The organism is Glycomyces sp. NPDC048151, assembly GCF_043202775.1.
Lineage (GTDB): Bacteria > Actinomycetota > Actinomycetes > Mycobacteriales > Micromonosporaceae > Glycomyces.
Window position 1 is genome coordinate 1 of the sequence record NZ_JBIDBB010000016.1, and the last position, 24,620, is coordinate 24,620.

The following is a 24,620-nucleotide window of genomic DNA, read 5'->3' on the forward strand; positions in this document are numbered from 1 at the left end:
AAAACACGAGGTTCTACCACAACCCCGTCCAGGCGGGGTGTGATCCTACAAAAACAAGAAAACGAGTGTCCGGAAAAGCGGGGGCATCACAGGTTGACCCGTATGTGCTCTTCATACTTGTCGTGCGCGACGAGGTTCCCGATCGCAGCGACCTGACGCGCCTTGCGGATCGGCTCCTCGATGCCGCCCTCGATGTGGAACAGCACCGGATTGGCGCCTCCATGCGCGAGGATGAAATCCGTCTCGCCCGAACGGGAGCGGAGGAAAGACCACCAGATCGATCACTCCGAGACTCGCCGGGGTCTCCTTGGAGCCCCCCGCTGAATCTGCAGCTCGGGCCGCGGTGGCCCAGTCCCGTGGGCAACGAGATCGCTCGGAACGGAGGCTATGTCGCGGCGCGAGAAGAGGAGCCCGTGCCTTCGTTTCGCCGCTGTCTGAGCTGTTGTATTCCTTCGGAGACCGCCTGATGCGTGTCAGGCAAAGCATTGCCATCGCCAACCGTCTGTTGTGGATCCTCGACAGGCCCCCAGAGTTCCAGTCCCAGTGTTGTCAAGGCGGGTGCATGGAGTATGCCGATGTGGAAGGCCTCCAGCATGATCCGAACTGCGTGCACTCGCATGCTCTGGGCAGCCCACCACAATCCATAGGCGCCCACCGCACTGATGACCGCTCCCCACAGCACTCCGGACCAACCTGGCATTACCGCGACCATGAAAGTCACCGCGCATACCGGAAGCGGGATGGCGAGTGCCGCTGCGAACCGGGATTCGACCTGTGCGCGGGCATACTGGTCGGCCAGCGCGGGCGCCTGGTCGGGGACGACGGTGTTGACCCATTCCAGGTCTTGTTCAAGCGCTCGCAGGACTGCTCTGCGTGTGTCAGGGTCGCTCGGCGTGTGGTCGGGCCGTTGCATTCCGAGCTTTCCCAGAAGTTGCGCGTGGTAGCCGTCCGCGGTGGTGAAGGATCGGAGAGTTCTCCGTCGCCAGTTGGGAATGATTCGTGAGGTGGCGAGACGGTGTGCGAGCTGCGGTGTGTGGCGGCGTAGCAGGACGCCCCCGATCGCGATGACGTTGTACTGGAGGTTCGTCCAGACGATGCCGATGCAGTATGCAGCGAACACGAGCGCCCCGAGGACCGCTCCCGCACCGAGGGATCCCGCGAGACGGTCAACGTCTGCTGTGAAGTCAGCGGGGAGTCCGTAGCCGGGGTGGCGTCTTCCCCAGGCAATCCACAAGGCTACGAGCCAGATGGTGCCGGCGGCCAAGGGCGCACGAAGCTGCCGCAGTCCGGGCAGGAACGAGGTCAGCAAACGGATCAGCCTCCGATCGACGTGGCAACCAGCCGAAGAGTGCCGGCATCGACGCCATGTTCTGCGCTCCGCTGCTTGCCAGATGGCTCACTCTGTCCTAAGAGTAAGAGGAGTTCGCTGTCATAGGGGTACTCATCAACGGGCACGATGCACCGAACGCGCCCGAGCCTGCACAATGAGGCTTTCTCAACCTGCCTCTCCCGGATTCAACAAGCGACCATGGCTCTTGGCAGGTAGCGCCGGTGCGATCCGGACATCGCCGGGGCAAACCTCAGTGCTCGATAAGATCTCAGGGTGACGTTCCGATTCACCGCCCGCGCAGTCAGAACAGAGATCGACCCTGACGGGTACTTCACGGAAGCCGCTCTCGCCGAGGGCGAAGACGGCAGCGGCTTCATCTTGATGTTCATGGCCGGAGAGGAAGAGCCGGACGATCAGGAGATCGCTCTGGGGATGGATACGCACTGCCTGGTCACGGCCGGGCAAGGGACTGCCTATGGCTGTGTGCGCGAAGCTGTTCTAGCAGGTAATGTGCTCCGGGTCGTGCTCGATCCCGAGGCACTTGACGACCTGCGGTTGAGCGACGGCGAGATCGAAGCCGTCCTTGAAGCTCCTGCTGAAGACATCACCTTGTTCCGTGAGGTCCTCGCCAGGGTGCTTACCTACGGGCGTGCGAACGCTGTACCGACTCCTCTGGCTGTCTGAGTCCATACCGACTCAGCCTGGATGGCGTTCTTGGCGATTGAGGGTTGCGACGGTGCGGGCGATCTGCGTGGCTCGGTGTGGGTCGCAGCGGAGTTTCCGCAGGACGCGCCACTTTTTCAGTTCCGCGAAGACGCGCTCGCCAGGGCCTCGGAGGCGGGCGTGGAGCCGGTTGTGCGCCTTCTGGTACTCCGGCTTGCCCTTCCCTTTGTAGGGCGTGACCACCAGGTTGGGGTCCAGGCCCTGGTACCCCTTGTCGGCCAAGGCGAACAGGCCGTGCTCGCAGTAGGCGCGGGAGTTGCCAGATCCGGGCCGCGGCGGTGTCGTGGATCGAGCCGCGGATCGCCCCGGAGATCCAGAGCAGGTTGCCGTCGGGGTCGGCGACCGCTTGGAGGTTCATGCCGTGGCAGCGGTGCTTGCCCTGGTAGTAGGGCCGGTCGGCGGCGAGGCGGTCGGTGGGGATAAGGGTGCCGTCGACGATCGCGTAACCCCGGGCCGAGCGCCTCGCCCGTTGCAGGCCGGCACGGAGCTTCGGCGCGCAGGCGGCGAGGAGGTCGATGGTCTCGTGGATGCGGCGGGCGGCGGTGGCGCGGGAGATGCCGAATCCGGGGGCGAGCTGGTCGTAAGTGTGGCCTTGGTGCAGGTAGGCAAGAGTGAGCAGGGCCTGGGCGCCGAGGTCGAGGACCCTCCAGCGCGACCCGATGGCCTGGCGGTGGGCTCGGATGAGGCGGGCGGCGTAGTTCAGGGTGCGGCTCGACAGCGGCAGCGCGGCCTGGTACAAAAGCACTCGAAGCTCCTGGGCGGCAAGGGAAATCAGCAACCCTGTTCTACCAGGAGATTCTTCCCTACCCTGCAACGGAACTCACCCAGGATGAGAAGGGCTCACTGTTCTCGCGCTGCGATTTGGGTGCTGACGAGGTCGGCTTCTCGGGCTTGAGAACCGGGAGTGTCGGAACCGATTCGCGGGCCGCTGGAGGAAACGCCGTCTCGGCGTCCGCTACTGGCGAGGGATCGGGGCCGCGCTGAGGCGGGAAGCGGCTTTGGCGCCGAGGCTGGTGTTGATGTGGCGGCGCATGACCGCTGCGGCGCCGTCCGCGTCCCCGGCGACGATGTTGTCGATGAGGTCGGCGTGTTCGGCGGCCTTCAGGTCGCGTTCGTCCTCGGTGTGCGGGACCTCCAGGCCGAGTCTGCGGTAGCGGTCAGCCTTGTCCCACAAGGCGTCCAAGGTGGCGATGAGCAGGTCGTTGTGCGAAGCGCGGTAAATCGCGGCGTGGAGGCGGCGGTGGGCGATGAGCTGTTCGACGCTCGGGTCGTAGTGCAAGGGCTGGAGGCCCTCGGCCGCTTCGCGCATGGCCCGTATGTCCTCTTTGGTGCGTCGCTCGGCGGCGAGGGAGACGGCGAGCGGGTCGAGGGAGCGGCGCATCTCTAGCAGGTCGCGGGCCTCCTCCGCTGTGAGGGGCGCGACTCGGGAGTCGCGGTGGGCTCCCAGTTCGACCAGGCCCTCAGTGCTCAAGCGCCGCAGCGCTTCGCGCAGCGGGGTGGTGCTGACGCCGAGGGAGGGGGCGAGCGTGGCCTGGTTGAGGACCTGGCCCGGTTCGAGCGCGCCGGAGAGGATCTGCTCGCGCAGGACCTGATAGGCGTACTCGCTCTTCGTCGACACCGCGGCCTGGGGCTGCACCATAGGGGCCTCCTTCAAAAGAAGTTATAGCCTACATCGCCCGTCATGAACTCACATTACTAGGTCGGCGAGGCCGAACCTGGAAATGCGGCGGGAATCTTGCGTTGACGATTATAGGTTATAACCTGTAGCGTGGGGCCGGTCACGTCCGACGCGACCGCAAAGGAGCGGCAGTCATGCCCGACCGCAAACCCCCTCGCCGAGCCGCCAGGCTCGATCTCTCGCCCGCCCCGTCCCTCAGCCGCCGCCGGTTCGTCTGCATCGCGGCCACCACCGCTGTCGGCGGCGCCCTCGCCGCCTGCGGCGAGGAGGAGACCCCGCTGCCGGAGAACACCATCGATGTCGGGGCCGTTCCCGACTACTACCCGGCCGAGTACGCCCAGCTCATCGCCGCCGCCGAGGCCGAAGGTGGCGAGTTCACCATCTACTCGAACACCGACCAGGAGAACTGGGCCCCGGTATTCCGCGACTTTCAGAAGAAGTACGAGTGGGTCAAGGACATCGCCGCCAACAACCTCGACAGCGACGAGGTCTTCCAGCGGGTCCTCTCCGAGCAGGCCACTGGCGGCTCCCCTGCCGACCTGGTGGTCTCCAACGCCGCACAGGCCTGGGCCGAGTTCGCCGCCGAGGACGGGCGTCTGCTGGAGTACGCCTCGCCCGAACTGGAGCAGCTCCCCGAGTTCGCGCAGCTGCTCCCGAGCGTCTACGCCATGTCCACCGACCCGATGGTCATCGCCTACAACGCCTCGCTGATCCCCGAGAAGCCCAAGGGGATCGCGCACCTGGCCGAGATCGTCGCCGCCGACCCCGACGCGTTCGCTGAGAAGATCACGGCGCGGGACGTGGAGGGCGCCTTCGGGTTCACCGTCTCGCACGCGTTCACCGAAGCGGACCCCGCCGCCTGGGACGCGCTCGGACAGATCCTTCCGCTGGCCCGCCCCGAGACCTCCTCGGGCACCCAGAACGACAAGATCCTCGCCGGGGAGTACCTGGTCGGGTTCTTCATCAGCGCCGCCCCGGCCTACCCGCTGGTGGAGGACTCCGCAGGCCTGTTCGAGGTGGTCTTCCCCGAGGATGGCACCGTCGTGCTCCCGCGCGGGGCCGGCATCGCCTCCGGTGCGCCGCACCCCAACACCGCGAAGCTCTTCATCGACTTCCTGCTCTCGGAGGAAGGCCAGCGGGCCGTCGCGGAAGGCGGCCTGACCTCCTACCGCGACTCGGTCGATCAGGTCGAGGGCCTGCACACCTATCAGGAGGTCGTCGCGGCCGTCGGCGAGGAGGGCGTGGTCTTCGCCGAGTACGTGGAAGTGAACGAGACGGACGCGGCGGAGTTCACCACCCGCTGGAACAGCCTGCTCGACAGCTAGCGCCGGAACGGAAACGACATGACAGTCACTGCAGTGAAGGCCGCACCGAAGCGGCCCGAGTCCGACCCGGTGGGGCGGCCGCCTCGCCACCGGCGGCCCTTCGGTCTCGGCCGCGAACACCTCGCGTACTGGGCGGTCCTGGTCGTCGTCGCGCTGTTCACCCTCGCGCCGGTCGTCCCGACCCTCGTCCAGTCCGTGCGTGACCGGCCGTTGTACGAGGCCGGGGGCCTGTTCACCCTCGACAACTACGTGCGGCTGTTCACCGAGGCCGACTTCGCGCAAGTCGCGCTCAACACGGGCCTGTTCGCGGGTCTGACCACGGTGCTCAGTCTCGCGTTCGCGGTGCCGATGGCCGTGATGGTGGTGCGCACCAGGCTCCCCGGCGGGCGGCTGTTCGCCATGGGTATGCAGTGGCCGTTCTTCATCTCCTCATTGATCCTGGGGTTCGGGTGGATCACCATGTACGGCCCGGCCGGGTTCGTGAGCGTGTGGGTGCGCGACCTGGTCGGGACGGTTCCGTGGAACCTCTACTCGATCCCGGGGATGGCCCTGACCGAGGCGGTGGCGCTGGCGCCGATCGCTTATGTGTTCTGCGCCAACGCGCTGCGCCGCTCCGATGCGTCATTGGAGAGCGCCGCCCAGGTGTGCGGTGCGGGCCCGCTGCGGGTGCTGTTCTCGGTGGTGATCCCGATGCTGCGTCCGCCGATGGTCTACAGCGCGATCCTGGTCTTCTCGATCTCTCTGGAGACCCTCAGCGTCCCGCTCATCTACGGTCAGCCGGTGGGCATCGACGTGTTCTCCACCTTTCTATACCACAATGGACTCAAGTCGCTGCATCCCGACTACGGCGTGATGGGCGCCGCCTCGGTGCTCATCCTGGCGCTCACGGTCGTGGCGGTGCTGGTGCAGGCCAAGCTGCTCAAGAACGCGCAGCGGTTCGTGTCCGTGCGCGGCAAGGCCACCCGGCCCCGGCGCCTGGACATCGGCCGTCTCAAATGGGTCGGCGCGGCGTTCATCGCGGTGTACCTGGTGTTCGGCGCGCTCATCCCGCTCGGCGGGCTCGCGTTCCGGTCCTTCACGCTGATCTTCACGCCGCTGCAGTCGCCATTGAAGACGCTGACGATGGAGAACTACGAGCGGATCTTCTCCTACGCGGCCTACACCCAGTCGATCACCAACAGCATCATCGTCTCCGCGGTCGGCGCGGTCACCGTCAGCGTCCTGGCCGTGGCGGCGGTGATGGTCGCCCGGCGCTCCACGTTCCGCTACGGCCGCACCGTCGAATACCTGTCGCTCGCCCCCCAGGCCATGCCGGGCATCATCGTCGGCATCGGCATGTTCTGGGCCTTCGCGTTCCTGCCGTTCGGCCTCGGCGGGCTCATCCAGGGCACCCTCGCGGCGGTGATCATCGGCTTCAGCGTCCGGGCCCTGCCCAGCGCGTTCGGCTCGATCGCGCCGTCCACCATGCAGATCGGGACTGAACTCGACAGCGCCGCCCGCGTCTCGGGTGCCGACTGGATCCGCACTTTCTGGAGCGTCCTCGGACGCCTCGTCACCCCTGCCTTCGGCGGGGCGCTGATCCTCACCTTCGTCATCATCCTCAAGGAGTACTCCCCGGCGGTCTTCCTCGCCTCCGCGGACTCCAACGTCATCGGCACCACCATGCTCGAACTCTGGAAGCAGGGCAACACCGGCTCGGTCGCCGCCATGGCGGTGCTCCAGATCGCGATCACCGTGGCCTTCGTCGGGCTAGCGGGACTGCTCATGCGCAACACAAAGGAAGGGCACGAGAATGCCTGATGTCCGTATCACCGCCCTGGCCAAGGACTTCGGCGAGAACACGGTCCTCGACGAGGTCGACCTGCACATCGCCGACGGCGAGTTCTTCACCCTCCTCGGCCCCTCCGGCTGCGGCAAGTCCACGACGCTCAACTGCGTGGCCGGTCTCGAACGTCCCACCGGCGGCGCGATCAGCGTCGGAGGGCAGACGTTCGTGGACGCCGCGAAAGGCGTGTTCCTCCAGCCCGAGGAACGCAACCTCGGCATGGTGTTCCAGTCCTACGCGCTGTGGCCGCACAAGACGATCGCCGAGAACCTCGCACTGCCGCTGAAGCTCCGCAAGGTCGGCAGGGCCGAACGCGAACGGCTCATCACCGACGCCCTCGACAAGGTCGGGCTCGCCGCGCTCGAGAGCCGCTACCCGCACCAGCTGTCGGGCGGCCAGCAGCAGCGCGTCGCCCTGGCGCGGGCCCTGGTCTACTCGCCCTCGGTGCTCCTCCTCGACGAGCCGCTGTCCAATCTGGATGCGAAGCTGCGCGAGCAGGCCCGCGCCTGGCTCAAGAAGCTCCAGGAGGACCTGGGCATCACCACGGTGTACGTCACCCACGACCAGGAAGAGGCCCTGGCGCTCTCCGACCGGATCGCCGTCATGTCCGACGGGAACCTGCTCCAGGTCGGCACCCCGACCGAGATCTACGAGACGCCCGCCTCGATCGAGGTCGCGGCGTTCGTGGGCCGGTGCAGCTTCCTGCCCGGCACGGTCGCGCAGCGCCGCGACGGGAAGATCGCGGTGCTCTTGGACGGCGACGTCGGCACGGTCGAGGTCGTCTCGGACCTCGATGCGGCCCATGGCGAGGCCGTCACCGTCGCGGTGCGGCCCGAGCGGTGGGAGGCGGTCCGCGTCGGCGCTGAGCACGCCGGGATGAACGCGCTGCGCGCTGAAGTGCTCACCAGCTCCTATGTGGGCTCGCGCTACGAGTACCACATGCGGCTCGGCGAGCACGTGGTGCGCGTCGACAGCGCCAGCTCCCGCATCGAGGGCGATGCCGCCCTGGTGTTCGGGCCTGAGGACGCCCGCCTGTTCGCCGAGGCCGCCGTCCCTGCCGCTGCCGAGGACGCCCTGCTCGCGCTCGCCGACTGAACGAAGGAACACCATGACCACTGGACTCCGCCTGGCCGCGCTGCGCGGCGACGGGATCGGGCCCGAGATCGTCCCCGCCGCCGTACGTGCGGCCGACGCCGCAGCGGCGGCGGCCGGCATGGCGCCGATCCGCTGGCTCGACCTGCCGATCGGCCAAGACGCCATCGACGAATACGGCAGTGCCGCACCCGAACCCACGCTGGCCGCCCTCGAAGACGTCGACGGCTGGATCCTCGGGCCCCACGACAGCGCCGCCTACCCCGAGCCGCACCGTTCGGCGCTGAACTCGAGCGGGACCATCCGCAAGCGCTTCGACCTGTTCTCGAACATCAGGCCCGCCAAGGCCTTCGCCGGCGCGGCGGCCGTGGTGCCCGACATGGACCTGGTGATCGTCCGCGAGAACACGCAGGGCTTCTACGCCGACCGCAGCACCTTCGCCGGGACCGGCGAGTTCATGCCGACCTCCGACACGGCGATCGCCATGTGCATCGTCACCCGTGACGCGGTCGAGCGCATCGCCCGCGAAGCGTTCGCATTGGCGCGCAGCAGGAATGGGAGAGTCAGCATCGTCCACAAGGCCAACGTGCTCAAACTGACCACCGGCCTGTTCCGGGACGTCTGCTTCGAGGTGGGGCTGGACTTCCCGGACGTGGAGGTCGATGACTTCCACATCGACGCCATGGCCGCGCACCTGGTTCGCCGCGGCGGCGAGTTCGATGTGATCTGCACTGAGAACATGTTCGGCGACATCCTGTCCGACCTGGCCGGGGAACTGGCCGGGTCGCTCGGGATCTCGCCGTCGCTCAATGCCTCCGCGTCCCGCGCGATGGCGCAGGCCTCCCACGGCTCGGCGCCCGACATCGCCGGGCAGGGCATCGCCAACCCGACCGCGATGATGCTCTCCACCGCGATGCTGCTGCGCTGGCTCGCTGGCAGGCATGGGGACGAGCGGGCCGCCGATGCGGCCGCGCGCCTCGAAGCGGGCGTCGAGGCCGCCGTCGCCGCGGGGACCCGCACCGTCGACCTCGGCGGCACCGCATCGACTATCGAGTTCACCGCCGCCGTGGTGGCCGCGATCGGGCGGGGGTAGCGCGGTGGCCGCACCGATCGACGCGGCGCGCCTGGCCGCCTTCGGCGCCGACGTACTCGCCGCGCTCGGCGTCCCCGGCGGCGACGCGCGCCTGGTGGCCGAGAGCCTCGTCGCCGCCGACCTCCAGGGCCACTCCTCCCACGGGATGCTCCGCCTCAGCTGGTACGCAGCGCGATTGCAGTCAGGGGCGATGGCGGCGCGGACCGCGCCCGAGACCGTGTCCGACCTCGGGGCCGTCTGCGTGGTGGACGGGCGTGACGGTGTCGGCCAGGTCGTCGCCGACCACGCTTGCCGACTCGCGGTCGAACGCGCTGAGCGGCACGGGATCGCCGCGGTGGCCGTGCGGCGCTCGAACCACTTCGGCATGGCCGGGTACTGGACCCGCCGGATGGCCGCAGCCGGTTGCGTCGGCATCCTCACGACCAACGGCAGTGCCGCGATGGCGCCGTGGGGCGGGCGCGAGAAGGCGATCGGCGCCAACCCGTGGTCGATCGCGGTGCCCGGGCCCGAAGGCCCGGTCGTGCTCGACATCGCGAATACCCTCGTCGCCCGCGGCAAGATCTACGCCGCCCGCGAGAGCGGCGGCACGATCTCCGCCGACTGGGCCACCGACGCAGCTGGGCGGCCGACCACCGATCCCGACCTGGCCCTCGCCGGGACGCTGCTGCCCATGGCGGGCCACAAGGGGTACGGCATCGCGTTCATGATGGACGTCCTCTCGGGGGTGCTCACCGGCAGCGCCTACGGCACCGGCGTCAACGGCCCCTACGTTCCTGACGAGCGCAGCGGCTGCGGCCATCTGGCCATGGCGCTGCGCGTCGACGCGGTCGCCGATCCCGCCGAGTTCGAGGAGCGCCTGGCCGACCTCATCGCCGCCACGAAGGCCGTGCCGCTCGCACCCGGCGCCGCCGAGATCCTCCACCCAGGGGAACCCGAGGCCCGCCGCGAGGCCGAGTGCCGCCGCACCGGCATCACCGTGCCCGCCAAGACGATTGCCGGACTGCGCGACCTCGCCGCGGACTGCGGCCTGCCGTTCCCGCTCGACCACCCCGAAGGACACCGATGACCACGGCCCGCGCACTCGACAGCTTCGGCACCGCCGCAGGGCTCACCCTCGCGGGCGAGCGCTACGAGGTGCACCGGATCGCCGACCTCGCCCCGGCCGACCTGCCCTACAGCCTGCGGATCGTGCTGGAGAACCTGCTGCGCCACGAGGACGGGCGCGCCGTCACCGCCGCCCACGTCCAGGCGCTCCTGGACTGGGGCGCTCCGGCCTCCTTCACCACCGCGATCGACCTCAACCCGGCCCGGATCTTCCTGCACGACACCAACGGCGTCCCCGCCGTCGCCGACCTCGCCGCCATGCGCGACGCCGTCGCCGCCCTCGGGGGCGACCCGTCCGAAGTCGGTCCGCTGATCCCGGCCGAACTGGTGGTCGACCACTCCATCGTGGCCGACTTCTTCGCCCGACCGGATGCCATGCAGCGCAACAAGGAACGCGAGTACGAGCGCAACGCCGAGCGGTACCGGTTCCTCAAATGGGGCCAGAACGAGCTCGACGGGTTCGCCGTGGTCCCGCCCGGGACCGGCATCATGCACCAGGTCAACCTGGAGCACCTCGCCCGCGTGGTCATGACCGGCGACGGCCGCGCCTACCCGGACCTGTGCCTGGGCACCGACTCCCACACCACGATGGTCAACGGACTCGGCGTGCTCGCCTGGGGCATCGGCGGCATCGAGGCCGAGGCGGCCATGCTCGGCGAACCGGTCTCGCTCCTGATCCCCGAAGTGGTCGGCGTCCGCCTCACCGGGGCGCTGCCGCCGGGCGCGACCGCCACCGACCTGGTCCTCCAGATCACCGAGCGCATGCGCCGCCTCGGGGTCGTCGGCAAGTTCACCGAGTTCACCGGGCCCGGCGTGGCCGCCCTGGGCATCCCCGACCGTGCCACCATCGCCAACATGAGCCCCGAGTTCGGGTCCACCTGCGCATACTTCCCCATCGACGCCGAGACGCTCCGGTACCTGCGCTTCACCGGACGGCCCGAACAGCATGTGGCCCTAGTCGAGGCGTACGCGAAGGAGCAGGGCCTATGGCACCGTCCTGAAGTGCAGCTGCGCTACTCGGAGACGCTGGAGATCGACCTGAGCACGGTCGAGCCGTCCATGGCCGGGCCTCGCCGCCCCCAGGACCGGGTCGCGCTCGGCGGTGTCAAGGAGCGCTTCCGCGAATCGCTCGACCGGCCCGCCAACCCGGTCAAGCTGGATGGTTCGAGCCACGTGATCGACCACGGCGCGGTCGCCATCGCCGCGATCACCTCCTGCACCAACACCTCCAACCCGTCGGTGATGGTCGCCGCGGGCCTGCTCGCCAGGCGGGCGGTCGAACGCGGACTCGCACCGAAGCCGTGGGTCAAGACCAGCCTCTCGCCAGGTTCGCGCACCGTCACCGACTACCTGGACCGGGCCGGTCTCACCGGGCCCCTTGCCGCCCTTGGCTTCCACCTCACCGGCTACGGGTGTATGACCTGCATCGGCGCCTCGGGCGGGCTCATCCCCGAGGTGTCCCGGGCCGTCGCCGAAGGCGAGCTCGCCGTCGCCTCGGTCCTGTCGGGCAACCGCAACTTCGAGGGGCGCATCAACCCCGAAGTGCGCATGAACTTCCTGGCCTCTCCACCGCTGGTGGTCGCCTACGCCCTGGCCGGGACGGTGGACGCCGACCTCACCGCCGAACCGCTCGGCACCGGGCGAGACGGCGAGCCTGTGTTCCTGGCTGAGCTTTGGCCGGACGCCGAGGAGGTCAACGCGGTCATTGCCGACACTCTCGACGCCGACATGTTCACCCGTGCCTACGCCGACGTGTTCGGCGGCGACGACCAGTGGCGGAACCTGGAGGCCCCAGCGGGCCGAACCTTCGCGTGGGACGAGCAGTCCACGTACCTGCGCAGGCCCCCCTACCTCGACGCAATGACCCCGGAACCGCAACCGGCGACGGCGATCACGGGCGCGAAAGTCCTGCTCAAGCTGGGCGACTCGATCACCACCGACCACATGTCGCCGCCCGGGGCGATCGGCCACGACAGCCCGGCCGGGCGCTACCTCGGCGAACGGGGCGTCCCGCGCCCGGAGTTCAACACGTACGCCTCACGCCGCGGCAACCACGAGGTCATGATGCGCGGCGCCTTCGCCAACGGGCTGCTGCGCAACCAACTGGTGCCCGGCACCGAAGGCGGCTACACCCTCCATGAGGGCAGGACTACCACGGTGTTCGCGGCCGCCACGGCCTACCGCGAGGCCGGGGTGCCGCTGATCATTCTGGCGGGCAAGGAGTACGGGACCGGATCCTCAAGGGACTGGGGTGCGAAGGGACCGGCGCTGCTGGGCGTCAAGGCCGTCATCGCCGAGTCCTTCGAGCGGATCCACCGCTCCAACCTCATCGGCATGGGCGTCCTCCCGCTCCAGTTCCTCCCCGGCGAGAATGCCGAGACGCTCGGCCTCACCGGACTCGAGGAGTACACGATCCGGCTCTCCGCAGATGGGGCCGCAGTTGAGGCCGATGGCACGCCCTTCCGGGCCGTGATCCGCCTCGACACGCCGCGCGAGGCCGACTACCACCGCCACGGCGGCATCATGCCCTACGTCCTGCGGACCAGGTTCGCGGCCTGACCCGCTCGGGTGGATCAGTCCGTGACGATCGGGCTGCGGCCGATCCATTCGGTCCCGTGGAGGGTCTGGTGCATGAATGCGGCGGTGTCGGCGCGGCTGACGGTCGGGTTGCCGCGCATGGGAAGGCGGTCCCCGGTCTTGAACCGGCCTGCGGCGGGTCCGTGGGTGAGCCTGGTGGGGTAGACGATGGTCCAGTCCAGGCCGCTGGACTGGAGCTCCTCCTCGGCGAGGCGCTTGTCGGCGTAGATGTCTCGCAGGAGCGTGCGGTAGATGAGCTTCTGCGTGGTGCTCGCCTGGCGGTAGGAGTCGCCGACGCCGAACGAGGACAGCCAGACCAGGCGCTTGACGCCGGACTCCTTCGCCGCGCTGATCACGGCCGCGGCGGCGCGGGAGAACAGGCCGTCGGCCCTGGTCGAGGCGGCGCGGCCGAGGGCCACGACGATCGCGTCCTGGCCGGCCAGGGCAGCCGCGACGTCCGCATGGGCGGTGGCGTCGCCGCTCGCGACCGCCAGACGGTCGCCGTACTCGGCGAGGGCGGCCGGATTGCGGGCGAAGGCGGTGACCGCATCGCCTGCGTCCAGGGCGATGTCGAGGAAGTGGCGGCCGGTCGGACCGGTCGCGCCGAGGACGAGCAGTTTCATAGCGATGAACCCCTTGTGCGTGATCGGCGGCCGCTTGGTCGCGGCTCGCTCGACCATCCTCAAATTAACAGAACATCGTCCTCTAAACAAGTGAACGGTGTTCTGTTAAAATTGAGGCTAGGATGACGGCACCATGACCGAGTTCGTGCGGGCCAGGCGGCCCGAGCAGAAGCAGCAGCGCCGCGAGGCCATCCTCGACGCGGCGCGCACGCTCGCCGCCGAGTCCGGGGTGGGCCGCGTCAGCCTCGGCAACGTCGCTACTGCAGTCGGACTCGCCAAGTCCAACATCGCGCGCTACTTCGCCACCCGCGAGGAGATCTACCTCGAACTCGCCGCCGAAGGCTGGAACGAGTGGCGCGAAGCCGTCCTCCATCGACTAGCGGCCGGAGACGACGCCGTCGACGCCCTGGTCGAGACGCTGGCGGCCCGGCCACTGTTCTGCGACCTCCTCAGCCACGACTCGACCAGCCTGGAGCACAACGCCTCCCACGCAGCGGCGCTGGCGTACAAGCGGACCATGGTCGCCGTCATCGGCGAGCTCGGTTCAGCCGTTTCCGGGGCCTTGTCGCTCCACGAGAGTGAAGGCGCCGAACTCGTCATCGCCGCCATCGGGTTCGCCGCGCTCCTCTACCCGGCGAACCACCCGCCGCCGGTACTCACCGAGGTGTACGACCAGCACCCCGAACTCGCCGCCGCCCGGCCCCCGTTCGAGCCGACCATGCGCCGCATGCTCGCGGCCATCGCCGCCGGACTGCCCTCACTGCGCACCTGAACCGCATATTGCCTGGTAGGAGACGCTCACACAAAGAACTTGGCACCCGCCTCCCTAAGCGGGTTTCGGGTGATACCCGATCATGGGTTCAAATCCCATATCCTCCGCAACGAAGTGGAGGAGGATCTCCAGCAGAGCCTCCACCACCAAGCCCCGCTGACCTGCGGAAACGCCAGGTTGCCGGGGCTTTTTTCGTGTCCGGGGTTCGAGTGTCCGCGTTCGTGGCGCCCGGGTGCTCTCGCCCGGCGGGGGCCGTGGGGGATCTGAAGCGTTTGCCAGAGTGGGGGCGCGAATATGCCTATCGCTCCCATGGGGAACTGGGGCGGCATTCGTCAGTGATGTATTGACAGGTGTGATTTCGTCGGATTAGAATCGGCGATTAGGTATAGCGCTAAACCTCGATCATCCAGCCACTTCATACCTTCAATCTTCCTTCATGATCGACGCTCGTCGGTCTACTGTGGCGTGCTCGGCTGACCGCTGGCGCAATGCCGCAGCGACCGCGAATGCGTCTCCCCCCGAACAAGGAGCCATCATGAGATTCATGCGCCTCGCCCTTGCGGCGGCGACTGCGGTCGTCGCCGCGGCGGCAGCGCTCGTGCCGGTCGCGGCAGTGCAAGCGGCCGACACCAACCTGGCGGCGGGCAAGACGATGACCGCCAGCAGCAGCGTCCAGGGCTACACGGCGGGCAACGCCGCCGACGGGAACCAGGGCACCTACTGGGAGAGCGCCAGCGGCGCCTTCCCGCAGTGGCTCCAGGTCGACCTCGGTGCCGCGGCGGAGGTGGGCGAGATCGTCCTCGAGCTGCCCGCGCTCCCGGCCTGGCAGACCCGGACCCAGACCCTCGAAGTGCGCGGCAGCGCCGACGGGTCGTCCTTCACCACCCTCAAGGCCTCCCAGGGCTACACCTTCAATCCCGGCAGCGGCAACACCGTCAGCATCGCGCTGGACGAGGCGAGCGTCCGGTACGTGCGGCTGGTCTTCACCGCCAACACCGGCTGGCCCGCCGCGCAGGTCGCGGAGTTCGAGGTCTACGGCGAGGCCGGAGCGCCGTCGCAGACCGGCGAGCTGGCGGTCGGCAAGCCGATCACCGCATCGTCCACTGTGTACACGTACGCGGCGGCGAACGCCAACGACGGCAACGTGACGACGTACTGGGAGGGCGCGAACGGCGCCTACCCGAGCACCCTGACCGTGGCGCTCGCCGCGAACGCCGAACTCGAGCGCGTCGTCGTCAAGCTCAACCCCGACCCGGCCTGGTCCCCACGGACGCAGACGTTCTCGGTGCTCGGGCGCGGCGCGGGCGGCGGGTCCTTCACCGAGATCAAGGCGTCGGCGGCGTACCCCTTCGACCCGGCCTCGGGCAACACCGTGACGATCCCGGTCTCCGGCACCTACGGCGAGGTCCGGCTGCAGTTCACCGCGAACACCGGCGCCCCGAACGGGCAGGTCGCGGAGTTCCAGGTGTTCGGCGAGGCCGCGCCCGCGCCGGACCTGCGGGTCGCCGAGCTCTCGTGGAGCCCGGCCGCCCCGGTCGAGACCGACGACGTGACTCTGTCGGCGCGCGTCGAGAACACCGGCGAGGTCGCCTCCCCGCCCACCGCCGTGGACCTCTCCATCGACGGCGAGCCGGTTGGGAGCGTCGCCGTGGGCGGCCTGGCCGCCGGTTCAGCAGCCATAGTGGAAGTCCCGGTCGGATCGCTCACCGCTGGCGACCACGAGGTCGCGGCGACGGTCGACCCGAACGCATCCGTGGCCGAGAGCGATGAGTCCAACAATGAGTACACGCACGCGGATCCGTTGGCGGTCAGCGCGATCGCCACGTCCGACCTGGTGTCCTCCGCGATCGCCTGGACGCCCAGCAGCCCCTCGGCCGGGGACGTCGTCGACTTCTCGGTGACGGTCCGGAACCAGGGCAGCCAGGACTCGGCGGGCGGCGCGCACGGCGTCACCGCGAAGCTCGTGAACAGCGAGACCGGCGCAGTCGTGAAGACCCTGTCCGGTTCATACAGCGGGGTCATCGCCGCCGGGGCCGATTCCGGCCCGATCGACCTCGGTTCCTGGACCGCGGCCGACGGCCAGTACGACCTCGAGGTCGCGATCGGGGTGGACGGCAACGAGCACGAGATCAAGCAGGGCAACAACACCGCGGTCAGGTCCCTCTCGGTGGGCCGGGGCGCGGACATGCCGTTCACCCTCGACGAGGCCGAGCACGCCGCGACCGGCGGCGGCGCTCAGGTCCTCAGCCCCAACCGGGAGATCGGCGACCTCGCGGGCGAGGCGAGCGGCCGCCAGGCCGTCGTCCTCGACGGCACCGGCGAGTACGTCCAGTTCACGACGACGACCGACACCAACACGCTCGTCACCAGGTTCGCGATCCCCGACGCCGCGGGCGGCGGCGGCATCACCGCCACACTGAACCTCTACGTCGACGGGCAGTACCTCCAGCCGATCACGCTCACCTCCAAGTACGCGTGGCTGTACGGGGCCGAGGCGAGCCCGAACAACTCGCCGAGCTCGGGCCCGGCGCGCCACATCTACGACGAGGCGAACGTCCTGCTGGACGACGTGATTCCCGCCGGGAGCACGATCCGGCTGCAGAAGGACGCGGCGAACACCGCGGCCTACTACGCGATCGACTTCATCAGCCTCGAAGAGGCCGCGCCGGTCCCGAACCCGGACCCGTCGCGGTACGTCGAGCCCGCCGGGTTCACCCACCAGGACGTCCAGAGCGCGCTCGACAAGGTGCGCATGGACACCACCGGGACCCTCCGCGGCGTCTACCTGCCCGCGGGCGACTACGCGACCGCGCAGAAGTTCCAGGTGTACGGCAAGGCCGTCGAGATCATCGGCGCCGGGCCCTGGTTCACCCGGTTCTACGCGCCGCAGAGCCAGGAGAACACCGACGTGGGCTTCCGCGCCGAAGCCACCGCGAACGGCTCCGTGTTCTCGGGCTTCGCCTACTTCGGGAACTACACCACCCGCATCGACGGCCCCGGCAAGGTCTTCGACTGGCAGAACGTCTCGGACATGACGATCGACGACACGTGGACCGAGCACCAGGTCTGCATGTTCTGTGGATCCAACATGGACGGTGTCACGATCACCGACTCCCGGGCCCGCAACCTGTTCGCCGACGCGATCAACATGACGAACGGGAGCACGGACAACCTCGTGCGGAACGTCGAGTCCCGCGCCTCCGGCGACGACAGCTTCGCGCTGTTCGCCGCCACCGACTCGGGCGGCGGTCTCCAGTCCGGGAACGTGTACGAGAACCTGACGTCGATCCTGACCTGGCGGGCCGCCGGGCTGGCGGTCTACGGCGGGACCGGGAACACGTTCCGGGACATCCACATCGCCGACACGCTCGTGTACTCGGGGATCACGATCAGCTCGCTGGACTTCGGCTACCCGATGGACGGCTTCGGGGCCAGCCCCACGACCGACTTCACGAACATCTCGGTCGTCAGGGCGGGCGGGCACTTCTGGGGCGCGCAGACGTTCCCGGCGGTCTGGATCTTCTCGGCGGACAAGGTGTTCCAGGGGATCAGGCTGACCGATGTGGACATCGTCGACCCGACGTACTCGGGGATCATGTTCCAGACCAAGTACACCGGCGGCCAACCGGAGTACCCGGTCGCCGACACGGTCTTCACGGACGTCTCGGTCACCGGCGCGCGGCTGAGCGGCGACGAGTTCGAGGCCAAGTCCGGCATCGGCATCTGGGCGAACGAGATGCCCGAGCCCGGCCAGGGCCCGGCCGTCGGCGAGGCGGTGTTCAACGGCCTCGAGCTGAGCGGCAACCATGAGGACGTCCGCAACAACACGAGCACGTTCGAGCTCGTTTTCAACTAGCGGAAGGACACTGACGCCCCCGCCGAGGCGACTCGGCGGGGGCGTCGCGCGAGCGGTTCAGCACTCTTCGGCGGGGGCAGCCGCCGGTGATCGGGACAAGGCGCGGTTGACGATCGACCGGGCCGACGCGGAGCAGGTCGAGGCCCTGCCCGATACCGCGACGACGCGACCGTCCCCGGCTTCCTCGCCGAGCCGCGCCTGCGGCTCCTGGTGTTCGGCAGCGCGGACGACCTGAGCGGCCAGGTGTTCGGCCGCCAGCTCACCGAGTTCGACCGGATGACGGGCACCCGCCTGGAGATCGGCGTGGTCGACGGGGCGCGGGCGCCCGAGACCGCCGGCGCCTGGGGTGTCATCGCCGACCTCCCGGTGCAGATCCTGTTCCAGGGCGGCGATGCAGCAGGTGCTGCGCGGCGTGCGCTCCCCGAAAAGGATGTCGCAGGCCATGGCCGACTACCTGGACGCGTCCCACATCTGACCCACCCGGCTCATGCGCCTCAGTCCGGCCGACCTTGTTCGCAAACGGTTGCAGTGAAAGCCTTGACCCAGGGAAAGCCCTTTCCTAAACTTATCGACATACATCGATTTCCCCTCACGAAATTGGAGATGTGCCGATGAGACGAAGAACAGCTCGCGGGCTCGCGGCGGTGCTTGCCACCGCCGCCGTCATCGCGACAGGCGTAGCCCTCTCGACCACGAACGCTTCGGCGGCAACCGGTGGCGTCACCGGTTACGCCACCCAGAACGGCGGCACCACCGGCGGCCAGGGCGGCCAGGTCGTCAAGGCCACCACGGGCACCCAGATCAACCAGGCCCTGTGCAACCGCGCCAGCACCAGCACCCCGATCATCATCCAGGTCGAGGGCACCATCAACCACGGCAACACCGCCGACGTGTCCGGCTCCAGCTGCGACGTCGGGAACACCCTGATCGACCTCAAGGGCGTCAGCAACGTGACGATCCTCGGCGTGGGCGGCGGCGCCGTCTTCGACCAGATCGGCATCCACATCCGCGAGTCCAGCAACATCATCATCCAGAACGTCACGATCAAGAACGTCAAGAAGTCCGGCTCGCCGACCTCCAACGGCGGCGACGCCATCGGCATGGAGTCGGGCGTGCGCAACGTCTGGGTCGACCACACCACCCTCGAGGCCTCCGGCGGCGAAGCCGAAGGCTACGACGGCCTCTTCGACATGAAGAACGACACCAAGTACGTCACGCTCTCCTACTCGATCCTGCGCAACTCCGAGCGCGGCGGCCTGGTCGGCTCCAGCGAGACCGACGTGTCGAACTCCTTCATCACCTACCACCACAACCTGTACCAGAACCTCAACTCGCGGGTCCCGCTGCTGCGCGGCGGCACCGCCCACGTCTACAACAACCACTACTCGGGCATCGTCGAGTCGGGCATCAACTCCCGCGCCGGCGGTAAGGCCAAAGTGGACAACAACTACTTCGAGGACTCCAAGGACGTCCTCGGCACCTTCTACACCTCCGAGCGCGGCACCTGGCAGACCAGCGGGAACATCCTCGACAACGTGACCTGGTCCGCCACCGGCACCGACAACTACCCCGCCGGACCGGCCATGGCCTCCACGACCACCGTGAGCATCCCCTACAGCTACGCCCTCGACAACGCCTCGTGCGTGCCGACCATCGTGGCCCAGACGGCGGGCGCGAACAAGGGCCTCCAGGTCTCCGACGGCAGCTGCTCCGTGCAGACCCCCTCGCAGAACCCGACCACCCCGACCACCAGCCCGACCACTGGTCCGACTGACCCCGGCACGAGTCCGGCCCCGGGCGGCACGAACCTGAGCATCGGCGCGGGCGCCGACGGCTCCAGCAAGGCCGACGGGACCAGCTACGGCAACGTCATCGACGGGAACATGAGCACGTACTGGTCGCCGAGCGGCACCACCGGCCGCGTCTCCGTCAAGTGGTCGACGGCCAAGACGATCGACACGGTCAACATCCGCGAAGCCGCCGGATACGAAGGCAACATCGACAACTGGCAGGTCGTGAACAACGCCACCGGCGCGGTGCTCGCCTCGGGCACCGGAGCCGGGGTGATCTCGTTCACCGCCGTCTCCACGACCAAGGTCAACTTCGTGATCACTAGCGCGAGCGGCACGCCGAGGATCGCCGAGTTCGAGGTCTTCGCCTGACCCTCACCGCACCCCGCGCGGACGCCATCCGCGCGGGGTGCGCCACGACACTGGCCCCGTGACCTGCGACTTTGATACAGTCGCTGGAGTGCTCGCGGGGCTTTCCGTGTGCGCGGAATCGGGGGAACGGTGAACCAGGACGAGCTCAACGCGCTGCCGCTCGCGGGGCGCGCCCGCTACGCGGTGCTCGACGCCCTCCAGCAGCACGCCGACTGGGTCGACACCGCCTCCGCGCTCGAAGGCGTCTCCGACGATCCCGCCTGGCCCGCCGCGCTCGCCCACGTCTTCGGCGACCTCGGCGACGACGCCGCCCTGCGCGCCTGGGAGTGGGGCTGGATGCCGCGGGAGGCCTTGAGCGCCTTGCGGAAGGCCCTCACCGCCGAAGCGGTGCAGGCGGGCGCCGTGATCATGCGCGGCCAGCTCGTCCGCTACAAAGACCACGAGCTGAGCGACCGGTGGAAGGTGCACCGCGAGGAGCTCGCCGCGATCGTCTCCGATGCGGGCGTTGTGAAAGCGAGCGCGGGCCTGGGCCGCTGGGACCGGATCGTGCTGTGGGCGGCGGTGCTCGAAGCGCTCGACTTCCTCAACACGCTTCCGAAGATCCCGAAGGTCGAGCCGCTCCCGGGCGACATCCTCGTCGCGGCGGGGCTCGGCGTCGCCGAGTCCTCCCGCGTGTACGAGAAGATCCGGGCGCTCCTGGCCAAGGCCGAGTCCACGGACTCCGACGCCGAGGCCGAGGCGTTCACGGCGAAGGCGCAGCAGCTCATCGCCCGCCACAGCATCAACGAGGCGCTCCTTTCCGAAGCGGGCCAAGGCAAGCGCGAGCCCGAAGCTTTGCGCGTCATCATCGAGCGCCCCTACGAGCAGCCCAAGTCCGAGCTCCTCGCCCAGATCGCCGACGCCAACCACTGCCGCTCGGTGTACTGGCCGGACGGCGGCTTCACCACGTTGATCGGCGACCGCGCCGACCTCCGCTCGGTCGAACTGCTCTTCAACTCCCTGCTCGTGCAGGCGACTTCGGCGATGACCCGCGTCGGCTCGGTCTCCGCGCGCCGCGGCAAGTCGCAGACCCGCTCGTTCCGCCAGTCGTTCCTGGCGTCCTTCGCGATGCGCATCGGCGAGCGCCTGCGCGAGTCGGCCGCCGACACCGAGCGCGAGTTCACCGAGGAGACCGGCACCGACCTCGTCCCGGTCATGCGCCAGCGCGACGAGCGCGTCGACGCCCGCACCACCGAGCTCTTCCCCCGCCTCAAGATGGGGCGCGGCACCCGCATCACCAACTACGAGGGCCACGTCGCCGGCCTCGCCGCCGCCGACGCCGCCCGCCTCACGGCCCCCGAGCCGATCACCCGCCGCTGAACCGAACAAGGCATCGAAGGTCTTGACTTTCTCAATGTGAATGATCACACTGGGCGGAAGCACTCATGTTAGCGGTCACCCCCGGCTGCTCCGCGTCTTCCGTTCTGTTCCCTCACAGCAGAAAGGCATTCGAGAATGCCCTCACGCCGCACGATCCTGACCACCGCGATGGCCTCGGCCGTCGCCGCCGCAGTCAGCGCACCGAACGCCGCGCACGCCCAGTCGTACGCGGCCTACGCCATGGCCTACTTCAAGGAGTCGCCGAACCTCACCGACGACTCGTACGCACTCCACCTCGGCGTCAGCGCCGACGGGCTCGAATGGACGCCCCTCAACCAGAACAACCCGGTCGCCACCCCCACCGCCGGGATGCAGGGCCTGCGCGACCCGTTCATCCTGCGCAAGCAGGACGGCACCTTCACCGTCCTCGCGACCGACCTCAAAGGACGCGTCTTCAACCTCAACAACCAGTACATCCACGTGTGGGACTCCGCGGACCTGCGCAGCTTCACCGGCTACCGGCGGGTCAAGCTGCACGACATGGCGACCCACTCCTGGGCGCCGACCGCGTTCTGGGACCCGACGCGCGGGCGCTACGCCGTCGTCTACTCCGCGAACAACGGCACCCGCGACGTCTTCATGGTCAACTACACGCTCGACTTCGTGAACATGGGCGCCGCGCAGGTCTTCTTCGACCCCGGCTTCAACGTGCTCGACGGCGACGTCCTCGTCCACAACGGCGCGTTCTACCTGGCGTACAAGAACCTCGCGAACAACCTCCTCTACGTCTCCCGCTCGGCCACGGGCCAGCCGAACACGTTCACCACCCTCACCAGCGGCCTGCGCCAGGGCTCGGCGATCGAAGCGCCGATCCTCGTCAAGTCCAACAGCGCCAACACGTTCTGGCTCTGGGGCGACTCCTTCAGCCCGGCGAACGCCGTGTTCTACGCCTGGAGCTCGGCCGACATCGGCGGGAACTCCTGGACGGCGCTCAACCAGCGCGCCTACACCGCGCCGATGAGCAGCAAGCACGCCGGGATCGTGCCGATCACCGAGGCCGAGCGCGCGGCGCTCGTGACCCGTTGGGGCGCACCGCAATGGAACCGCCTCAAGTCCTACAACTTCCCCGACCGCTTCGTGCGCCACGCCGACAGCGTCGGCCGCATCGACCCGTTCCCGATGGAACCGCCCGCCGACCAGCAGTGGCGCCTGCGCGCCGGGCTCGCCGACGCCTCCGGCGTCTCGTTCGAGTCCGTGAACTACCCGGGCCGGTTCCTGCGCCACGCGAACTACGCGATCCGCCTGGACCCCAACGACGGCACGGCCCAGTTCGCGGCGGACGCCACCTTCACCCGCACTGCGGGACTCGCCGACGCCTCCTGGACCTCGTTCCGCTCCTACAACTTCCCCGACCGCTACCTGCGCCACTCCGGCTACGTCCTGCGGATCGACCCGGTCGCCGACGCCACCGGACGCGCGGACGCGACGTTCCGCGTCACCTACTAGGAGGCCGCCGTGACGACGACGTTCCGCCGCGCGGCCCTGTGCCTCGCGTCGATCCTGTTGCTGCTCTTGGGATCCCTCATCACCGCCTCGGGCGCGCAGGCCCAGCAGGCCACGTTCACCAACCCGCTCAACGCCTCCGGCGCCGACCCGTGGATGACCTACCACGACGGCTACTACTACCTCATGACCACGACCTGGACCGGCCCGCTCACGATGCGCAAGGCCGCCACGATCGCGGGGCTCAAGAACGCCGCCGCCGTCCCGGTCTTCACCGACTTCCCGGCCGACCGCGACCACTACGTGTGGGCGCCCGAGTTCCACTTCATCAACGGCCCCAACGGGCCCCGCTGGTACATCTACTACTCGGCGGGCGCCGCCGGGATCGAGGACCAGCGGGTCCACGTCGCCGAGAGCGCGGGCACCGACCCGATGGGGCCGTACACCTACAAGGGCATGGTGTTCGGAGCGAACGACTGGTGGGGCATCGACGGCAGCGTCGTCACCATCGCCAATCAGCAGTACCTCCTGTGGTCGGGCGTGCCCGGCCAGTGGACCGGCAACGACCCGAGCATCTACATCGCCCGCCTGGGCACGCCCTGGTCGGTCACCGGCGCCCGCACGATGATCTCGACGCCCGAGCACGCCTGGGAGAACGTCGGCACCCCGATGAACGAGGGCCCGGCCGTACTGCAGCACAACGGGCGCACGTTCGTCACCTACTCGGCGAGCAACTGCGGGACGCCCGACTACAAGCTCGGCCTCCTCGAGCTCACCGGCTCCAACCCGCTCGCCGCGAGCGCCTGGACCAAGAAGTCCACGCCGGTCTTCGAACGCAACGACGCGGCCGGGGTCTACGGCCCGGGCCACAACGGGTTCTTCAAGTCGCCCGACGGCACCGAGGACTGGATCGTCTACCACGCCAACGACGCCGCCTCGGAAGGCTGTGGCAACACCCGCGACACCCGCATCCAGGAGTTCACCTGGAATGCCGACGGCACGCCGAACTTCGGGCGGCCCGTCTCCAAGTCCACAGTGCTCCCGGTGCCTTCAGGCGAGTCGGAGCCGCCCTCGAACCGCTTGCAGTCCTACAACTTCCAGGACCGCTACGTCCGCCACGCCGACTACGACATCCGCATCGACGCGGCCGTCACCCCGGCCCTGGACGGGCGCTTCCGCCTCGTGCCCGGTCTCGCCGGGACCGGCTACGTCTCGTTCGAATCGGTGAACTTCCCGGGCCACTACCTGCGCCACTCCAACTACGACATGGTCCTGGCCCCGAACGACGGCACGGCCCTGTTCGCGGCTGACGCGACGTTCCGCCAGGTGCCCGGCCTCGCTGACGCCACCTGGTCGTCGTTCCAGTCCTACAACTTCCCGACCCGCTACCTCCGCCACGACAATTACCTGTTGAGGATCGACCCGATCACCACAACCCTCGGCAGAGCCGACGCGACCTTCCGCGTCACCTCCTGACCGAACGAAACGGCCCCCGGCGCGTGACTTGGGTTCTAGGGGTTGTTGCAACACCTTGTTCTACAAGGGATTGTGATGGCGTTCGAGATCCGAGAGGACCGGAGTAGGTCTCGGGGTCGCAA

At 68.7% G+C, this 24,620-nt stretch carries 17 protein-coding genes, 1 tRNA gene and 1 pseudogene; 14 read left to right on the top strand and 5 right to left on the bottom strand.

The window, feature by feature from the left end:
• Nucleotides 1-385 precede the first annotated feature (385 nt).
• Nucleotides 386-1,309: a hypothetical protein gene (locus tag ACGGCP_RS26780; RefSeq protein ID WP_392971788.1), complete on the bottom strand. Its 924-nt coding sequence runs from the start codon at nt 1,307-1,309 to the stop codon at nt 386-388.
• Between the two features lie 294 nt (nt 1,310-1,603).
• Here ACGGCP_RS26780 and ACGGCP_RS26785 point away from each other — a divergent pair, with 294 nt between their 5' ends.
• A complete protein-coding gene (locus ACGGCP_RS26785) occupies nt 1,604-2,014 on the top strand; it encodes a hypothetical protein (protein ID WP_392971791.1) in 411 nt (136 codons plus the stop codon).
• A 12-nt stretch (nt 2,015-2,026) separates the two neighbouring features.
• On the opposite strand, the pseudogene ACGGCP_RS26790 reads toward ACGGCP_RS26785, so the two are convergent.
• Nucleotides 2,027-2,798: pseudogene (locus tag ACGGCP_RS26790) on the bottom strand (transposase family protein).
• A gap of 210 nt (nt 2,799-3,008) precedes the next feature.
• The gene (locus tag ACGGCP_RS26795; RefSeq protein ID WP_392971794.1) at nt 3,009-3,692 is read right to left on the bottom strand and encodes a GntR family transcriptional regulator; all 684 of its coding nucleotides are present in this window, start codon (nt 3,690-3,692) and stop codon (nt 3,009-3,011) included.
• 173 nt (nt 3,693-3,865) lie between these two features.
• On the opposite strand from ACGGCP_RS26795, the gene ACGGCP_RS26800 reads away from it, so the two are divergent.
• Genes ACGGCP_RS26800 through acnA form a run of 6 tightly spaced genes read left to right on the top strand, consistent with a single transcriptional unit; the run spans nt 3,866 to nt 12,729 of the window.
• Entirely contained in the window at nt 3,866-5,056 is a 1,191-nt protein-coding gene (locus ACGGCP_RS26800; protein WP_392971797.1) for an ABC transporter substrate-binding protein, read from the top strand.
• Between the two features lie 18 nt (nt 5,057-5,074).
• Nucleotides 5,075-6,856, top strand: coding sequence for an ABC transporter permease (locus ACGGCP_RS26805; protein WP_392971800.1), 1,782 nt, complete (start codon nt 5,075-5,077; stop codon nt 6,854-6,856).
• Nucleotides 6,849-7,976 (top strand): ABC transporter ATP-binding protein, encoded by a 1,128-nt coding sequence (locus ACGGCP_RS26810; RefSeq protein ID WP_392971802.1) that lies wholly within the window; start codon nt 6,849-6,851, stop codon nt 7,974-7,976. Before ACGGCP_RS26805 ends, ACGGCP_RS26810 begins: the two co-directional genes overlap by 8 nt.
• Before the next feature lie 13 nt (nt 7,977-7,989).
• Complete coding sequence (locus ACGGCP_RS26815) at nt 7,990-9,066, top strand: isocitrate/isopropylmalate dehydrogenase family protein (RefSeq protein WP_392971805.1); 1,077 nt, start codon at nt 7,990-7,992, stop codon at nt 9,064-9,066.
• Between the two features lie 4 nt (nt 9,067-9,070).
• A complete protein-coding gene (locus ACGGCP_RS26820; protein ID WP_392971808.1) occupies nt 9,071-10,132 on the top strand; it encodes an Ldh family oxidoreductase in 1,062 nt (353 codons plus the stop codon).
• Nucleotides 10,129-12,729: an aconitate hydratase AcnA gene (gene acnA, locus ACGGCP_RS26825; protein WP_392971811.1), complete on the top strand. Its 2,601-nt coding sequence runs from the start codon at nt 10,129-10,131 to the stop codon at nt 12,727-12,729. Before ACGGCP_RS26820 ends, acnA begins: the two co-directional genes overlap by 4 nt.
• Before the next feature lie 14 nt (nt 12,730-12,743).
• Here acnA and ACGGCP_RS26830 read toward each other — a convergent pair whose 3' ends face one another.
• Complete coding sequence (locus ACGGCP_RS26830; RefSeq protein ID WP_392971814.1) at nt 12,744-13,427, bottom strand: NAD(P)-dependent oxidoreductase; 684 nt, start codon at nt 13,425-13,427, stop codon at nt 12,744-12,746.
• Between the two features lie 76 nt (nt 13,428-13,503).
• Between ACGGCP_RS26830 and ACGGCP_RS26835 the strand changes: the two genes are divergently transcribed.
• From ACGGCP_RS26835 to ACGGCP_RS26845, 3 genes are all read left to right on the top strand, one after another.
• On the top strand, nt 13,504-14,142 hold the full coding sequence (locus tag ACGGCP_RS26835; RefSeq protein WP_392971816.1) for a TetR family transcriptional regulator: 639 nt from the start codon (nt 13,504-13,506) through the stop codon (nt 14,140-14,142).
• A 15-nt stretch (nt 14,143-14,157) separates the two neighbouring features.
• A tRNA-Gly gene (locus ACGGCP_RS26840) sits at nt 14,158-14,249 on the top strand.
• Nucleotides 14,250-14,686: 437 nt separating this feature from the next.
• Nucleotides 14,687-17,998 carry a discoidin domain-containing protein gene (locus ACGGCP_RS26845; protein WP_392971834.1) on the top strand — a complete coding sequence of 1,104 codons (3,312 nt, stop codon included), beginning with the start codon at nt 14,687-14,689 and terminating at the stop codon, nt 17,996-17,998.
• 57 nt (nt 17,999-18,055) lie between these two features.
• On the opposite strand, the gene ACGGCP_RS26850 is transcribed toward ACGGCP_RS26845, so the two are convergent.
• Nucleotides 18,056-18,442 carry a hypothetical protein gene (locus ACGGCP_RS26850; RefSeq protein ID WP_392971819.1) on the bottom strand — a complete coding sequence of 129 codons (387 nt, stop codon included), beginning with the start codon at nt 18,440-18,442 and terminating at the stop codon, nt 18,056-18,058.
• A gap of 167 nt (nt 18,443-18,609) precedes the next feature.
• Between ACGGCP_RS26850 and ACGGCP_RS26855 the strand changes: the two genes are divergently transcribed.
• The 4 genes from ACGGCP_RS26855 (at nt 18,610) to ACGGCP_RS26870 (ending at nt 24,498) form a co-directional block, all read left to right on the top strand.
• Entirely contained in the window at nt 18,610-20,160 is a 1,551-nt protein-coding gene (locus ACGGCP_RS26855; RefSeq protein WP_392971822.1) for a polysaccharide lyase family 1 protein, read from the top strand.
• Nucleotides 20,161-20,289: 129 nt separating this feature from the next.
• A complete protein-coding gene (locus ACGGCP_RS26860) occupies nt 20,290-21,519 on the top strand; it encodes a DUF2786 domain-containing protein (RefSeq protein ID WP_392971825.1) in 1,230 nt (409 codons plus the stop codon).
• Between the two features lie 135 nt (nt 21,520-21,654).
• Nucleotides 21,655-23,025: a glycoside hydrolase family 43 protein gene (locus tag ACGGCP_RS26865; protein WP_392971828.1), complete on the top strand. Its 1,371-nt coding sequence runs from the start codon at nt 21,655-21,657 to the stop codon at nt 23,023-23,025.
• A gap of 9 nt (nt 23,026-23,034) precedes the next feature.
• The gene (locus ACGGCP_RS26870) at nt 23,035-24,498 is read left to right on the top strand and encodes a family 43 glycosylhydrolase (protein ID WP_392971831.1); all 1,464 of its coding nucleotides are present in this window, start codon (nt 23,035-23,037) and stop codon (nt 24,496-24,498) included.
• Nucleotides 24,499-24,620 lie beyond the last annotated feature (122 nt).

Excerpts from the sequence above, each read along its gene's own strand:
- ACGGCP_RS26795 (WP_392971794.1), bottom strand. The coding sequence starts at position 3,692 with ATGGTGCAGCCCCAGGCCGCGGTGTCGACGAAGAGCGAGTACGCCTAT.
- ACGGCP_RS26800 (WP_392971797.1), top strand. The coding sequence starts at position 3,866 with ATGCCCGACCGCAAACCCCCTCGCCGAGCCGCCAGGCTCGATCTCTCG.
- ACGGCP_RS26805 (WP_392971800.1), top strand. The coding sequence starts at position 5,075 with ATGACAGTCACTGCAGTGAAGGCCGCACCGAAGCGGCCCGAGTCCGAC.
- ACGGCP_RS26810 (WP_392971802.1), top strand. The coding sequence starts at position 6,849 with ATGCCTGATGTCCGTATCACCGCCCTGGCCAAGGACTTCGGCGAGAAC.
- ACGGCP_RS26815 (WP_392971805.1), top strand. The coding sequence starts at position 7,990 with ATGACCACTGGACTCCGCCTGGCCGCGCTGCGCGGCGACGGGATCGGG.
- acnA (WP_392971811.1), top strand. The coding sequence starts at position 10,129 with ATGACCACGGCCCGCGCACTCGACAGCTTCGGCACCGCCGCAGGGCTC.
- ACGGCP_RS26830 (WP_392971814.1), bottom strand. The coding sequence starts at position 13,427 with ATGGTCGAGCGAGCCGCGACCAAGCGGCCGCCGATCACGCACAAGGGG.
- ACGGCP_RS26835 (WP_392971816.1), top strand. The coding sequence starts at position 13,504 with ATGACCGAGTTCGTGCGGGCCAGGCGGCCCGAGCAGAAGCAGCAGCGC.
- ACGGCP_RS26845 (WP_392971834.1), top strand. The coding sequence starts at position 14,687 with ATGCGCCTCGCCCTTGCGGCGGCGACTGCGGTCGTCGCCGCGGCGGCA.
- ACGGCP_RS26850 (WP_392971819.1), bottom strand. The coding sequence starts at position 18,442 with ATGGCCTGCGACATCCTTTTCGGGGAGCGCACGCCGCGCAGCACCTGC.
- ACGGCP_RS26855 (WP_392971822.1), top strand. The coding sequence starts at position 18,610 with ATGAGACGAAGAACAGCTCGCGGGCTCGCGGCGGTGCTTGCCACCGCC.
- ACGGCP_RS26865 (WP_392971828.1), top strand. The coding sequence starts at position 21,655 with ATGCCCTCACGCCGCACGATCCTGACCACCGCGATGGCCTCGGCCGTC.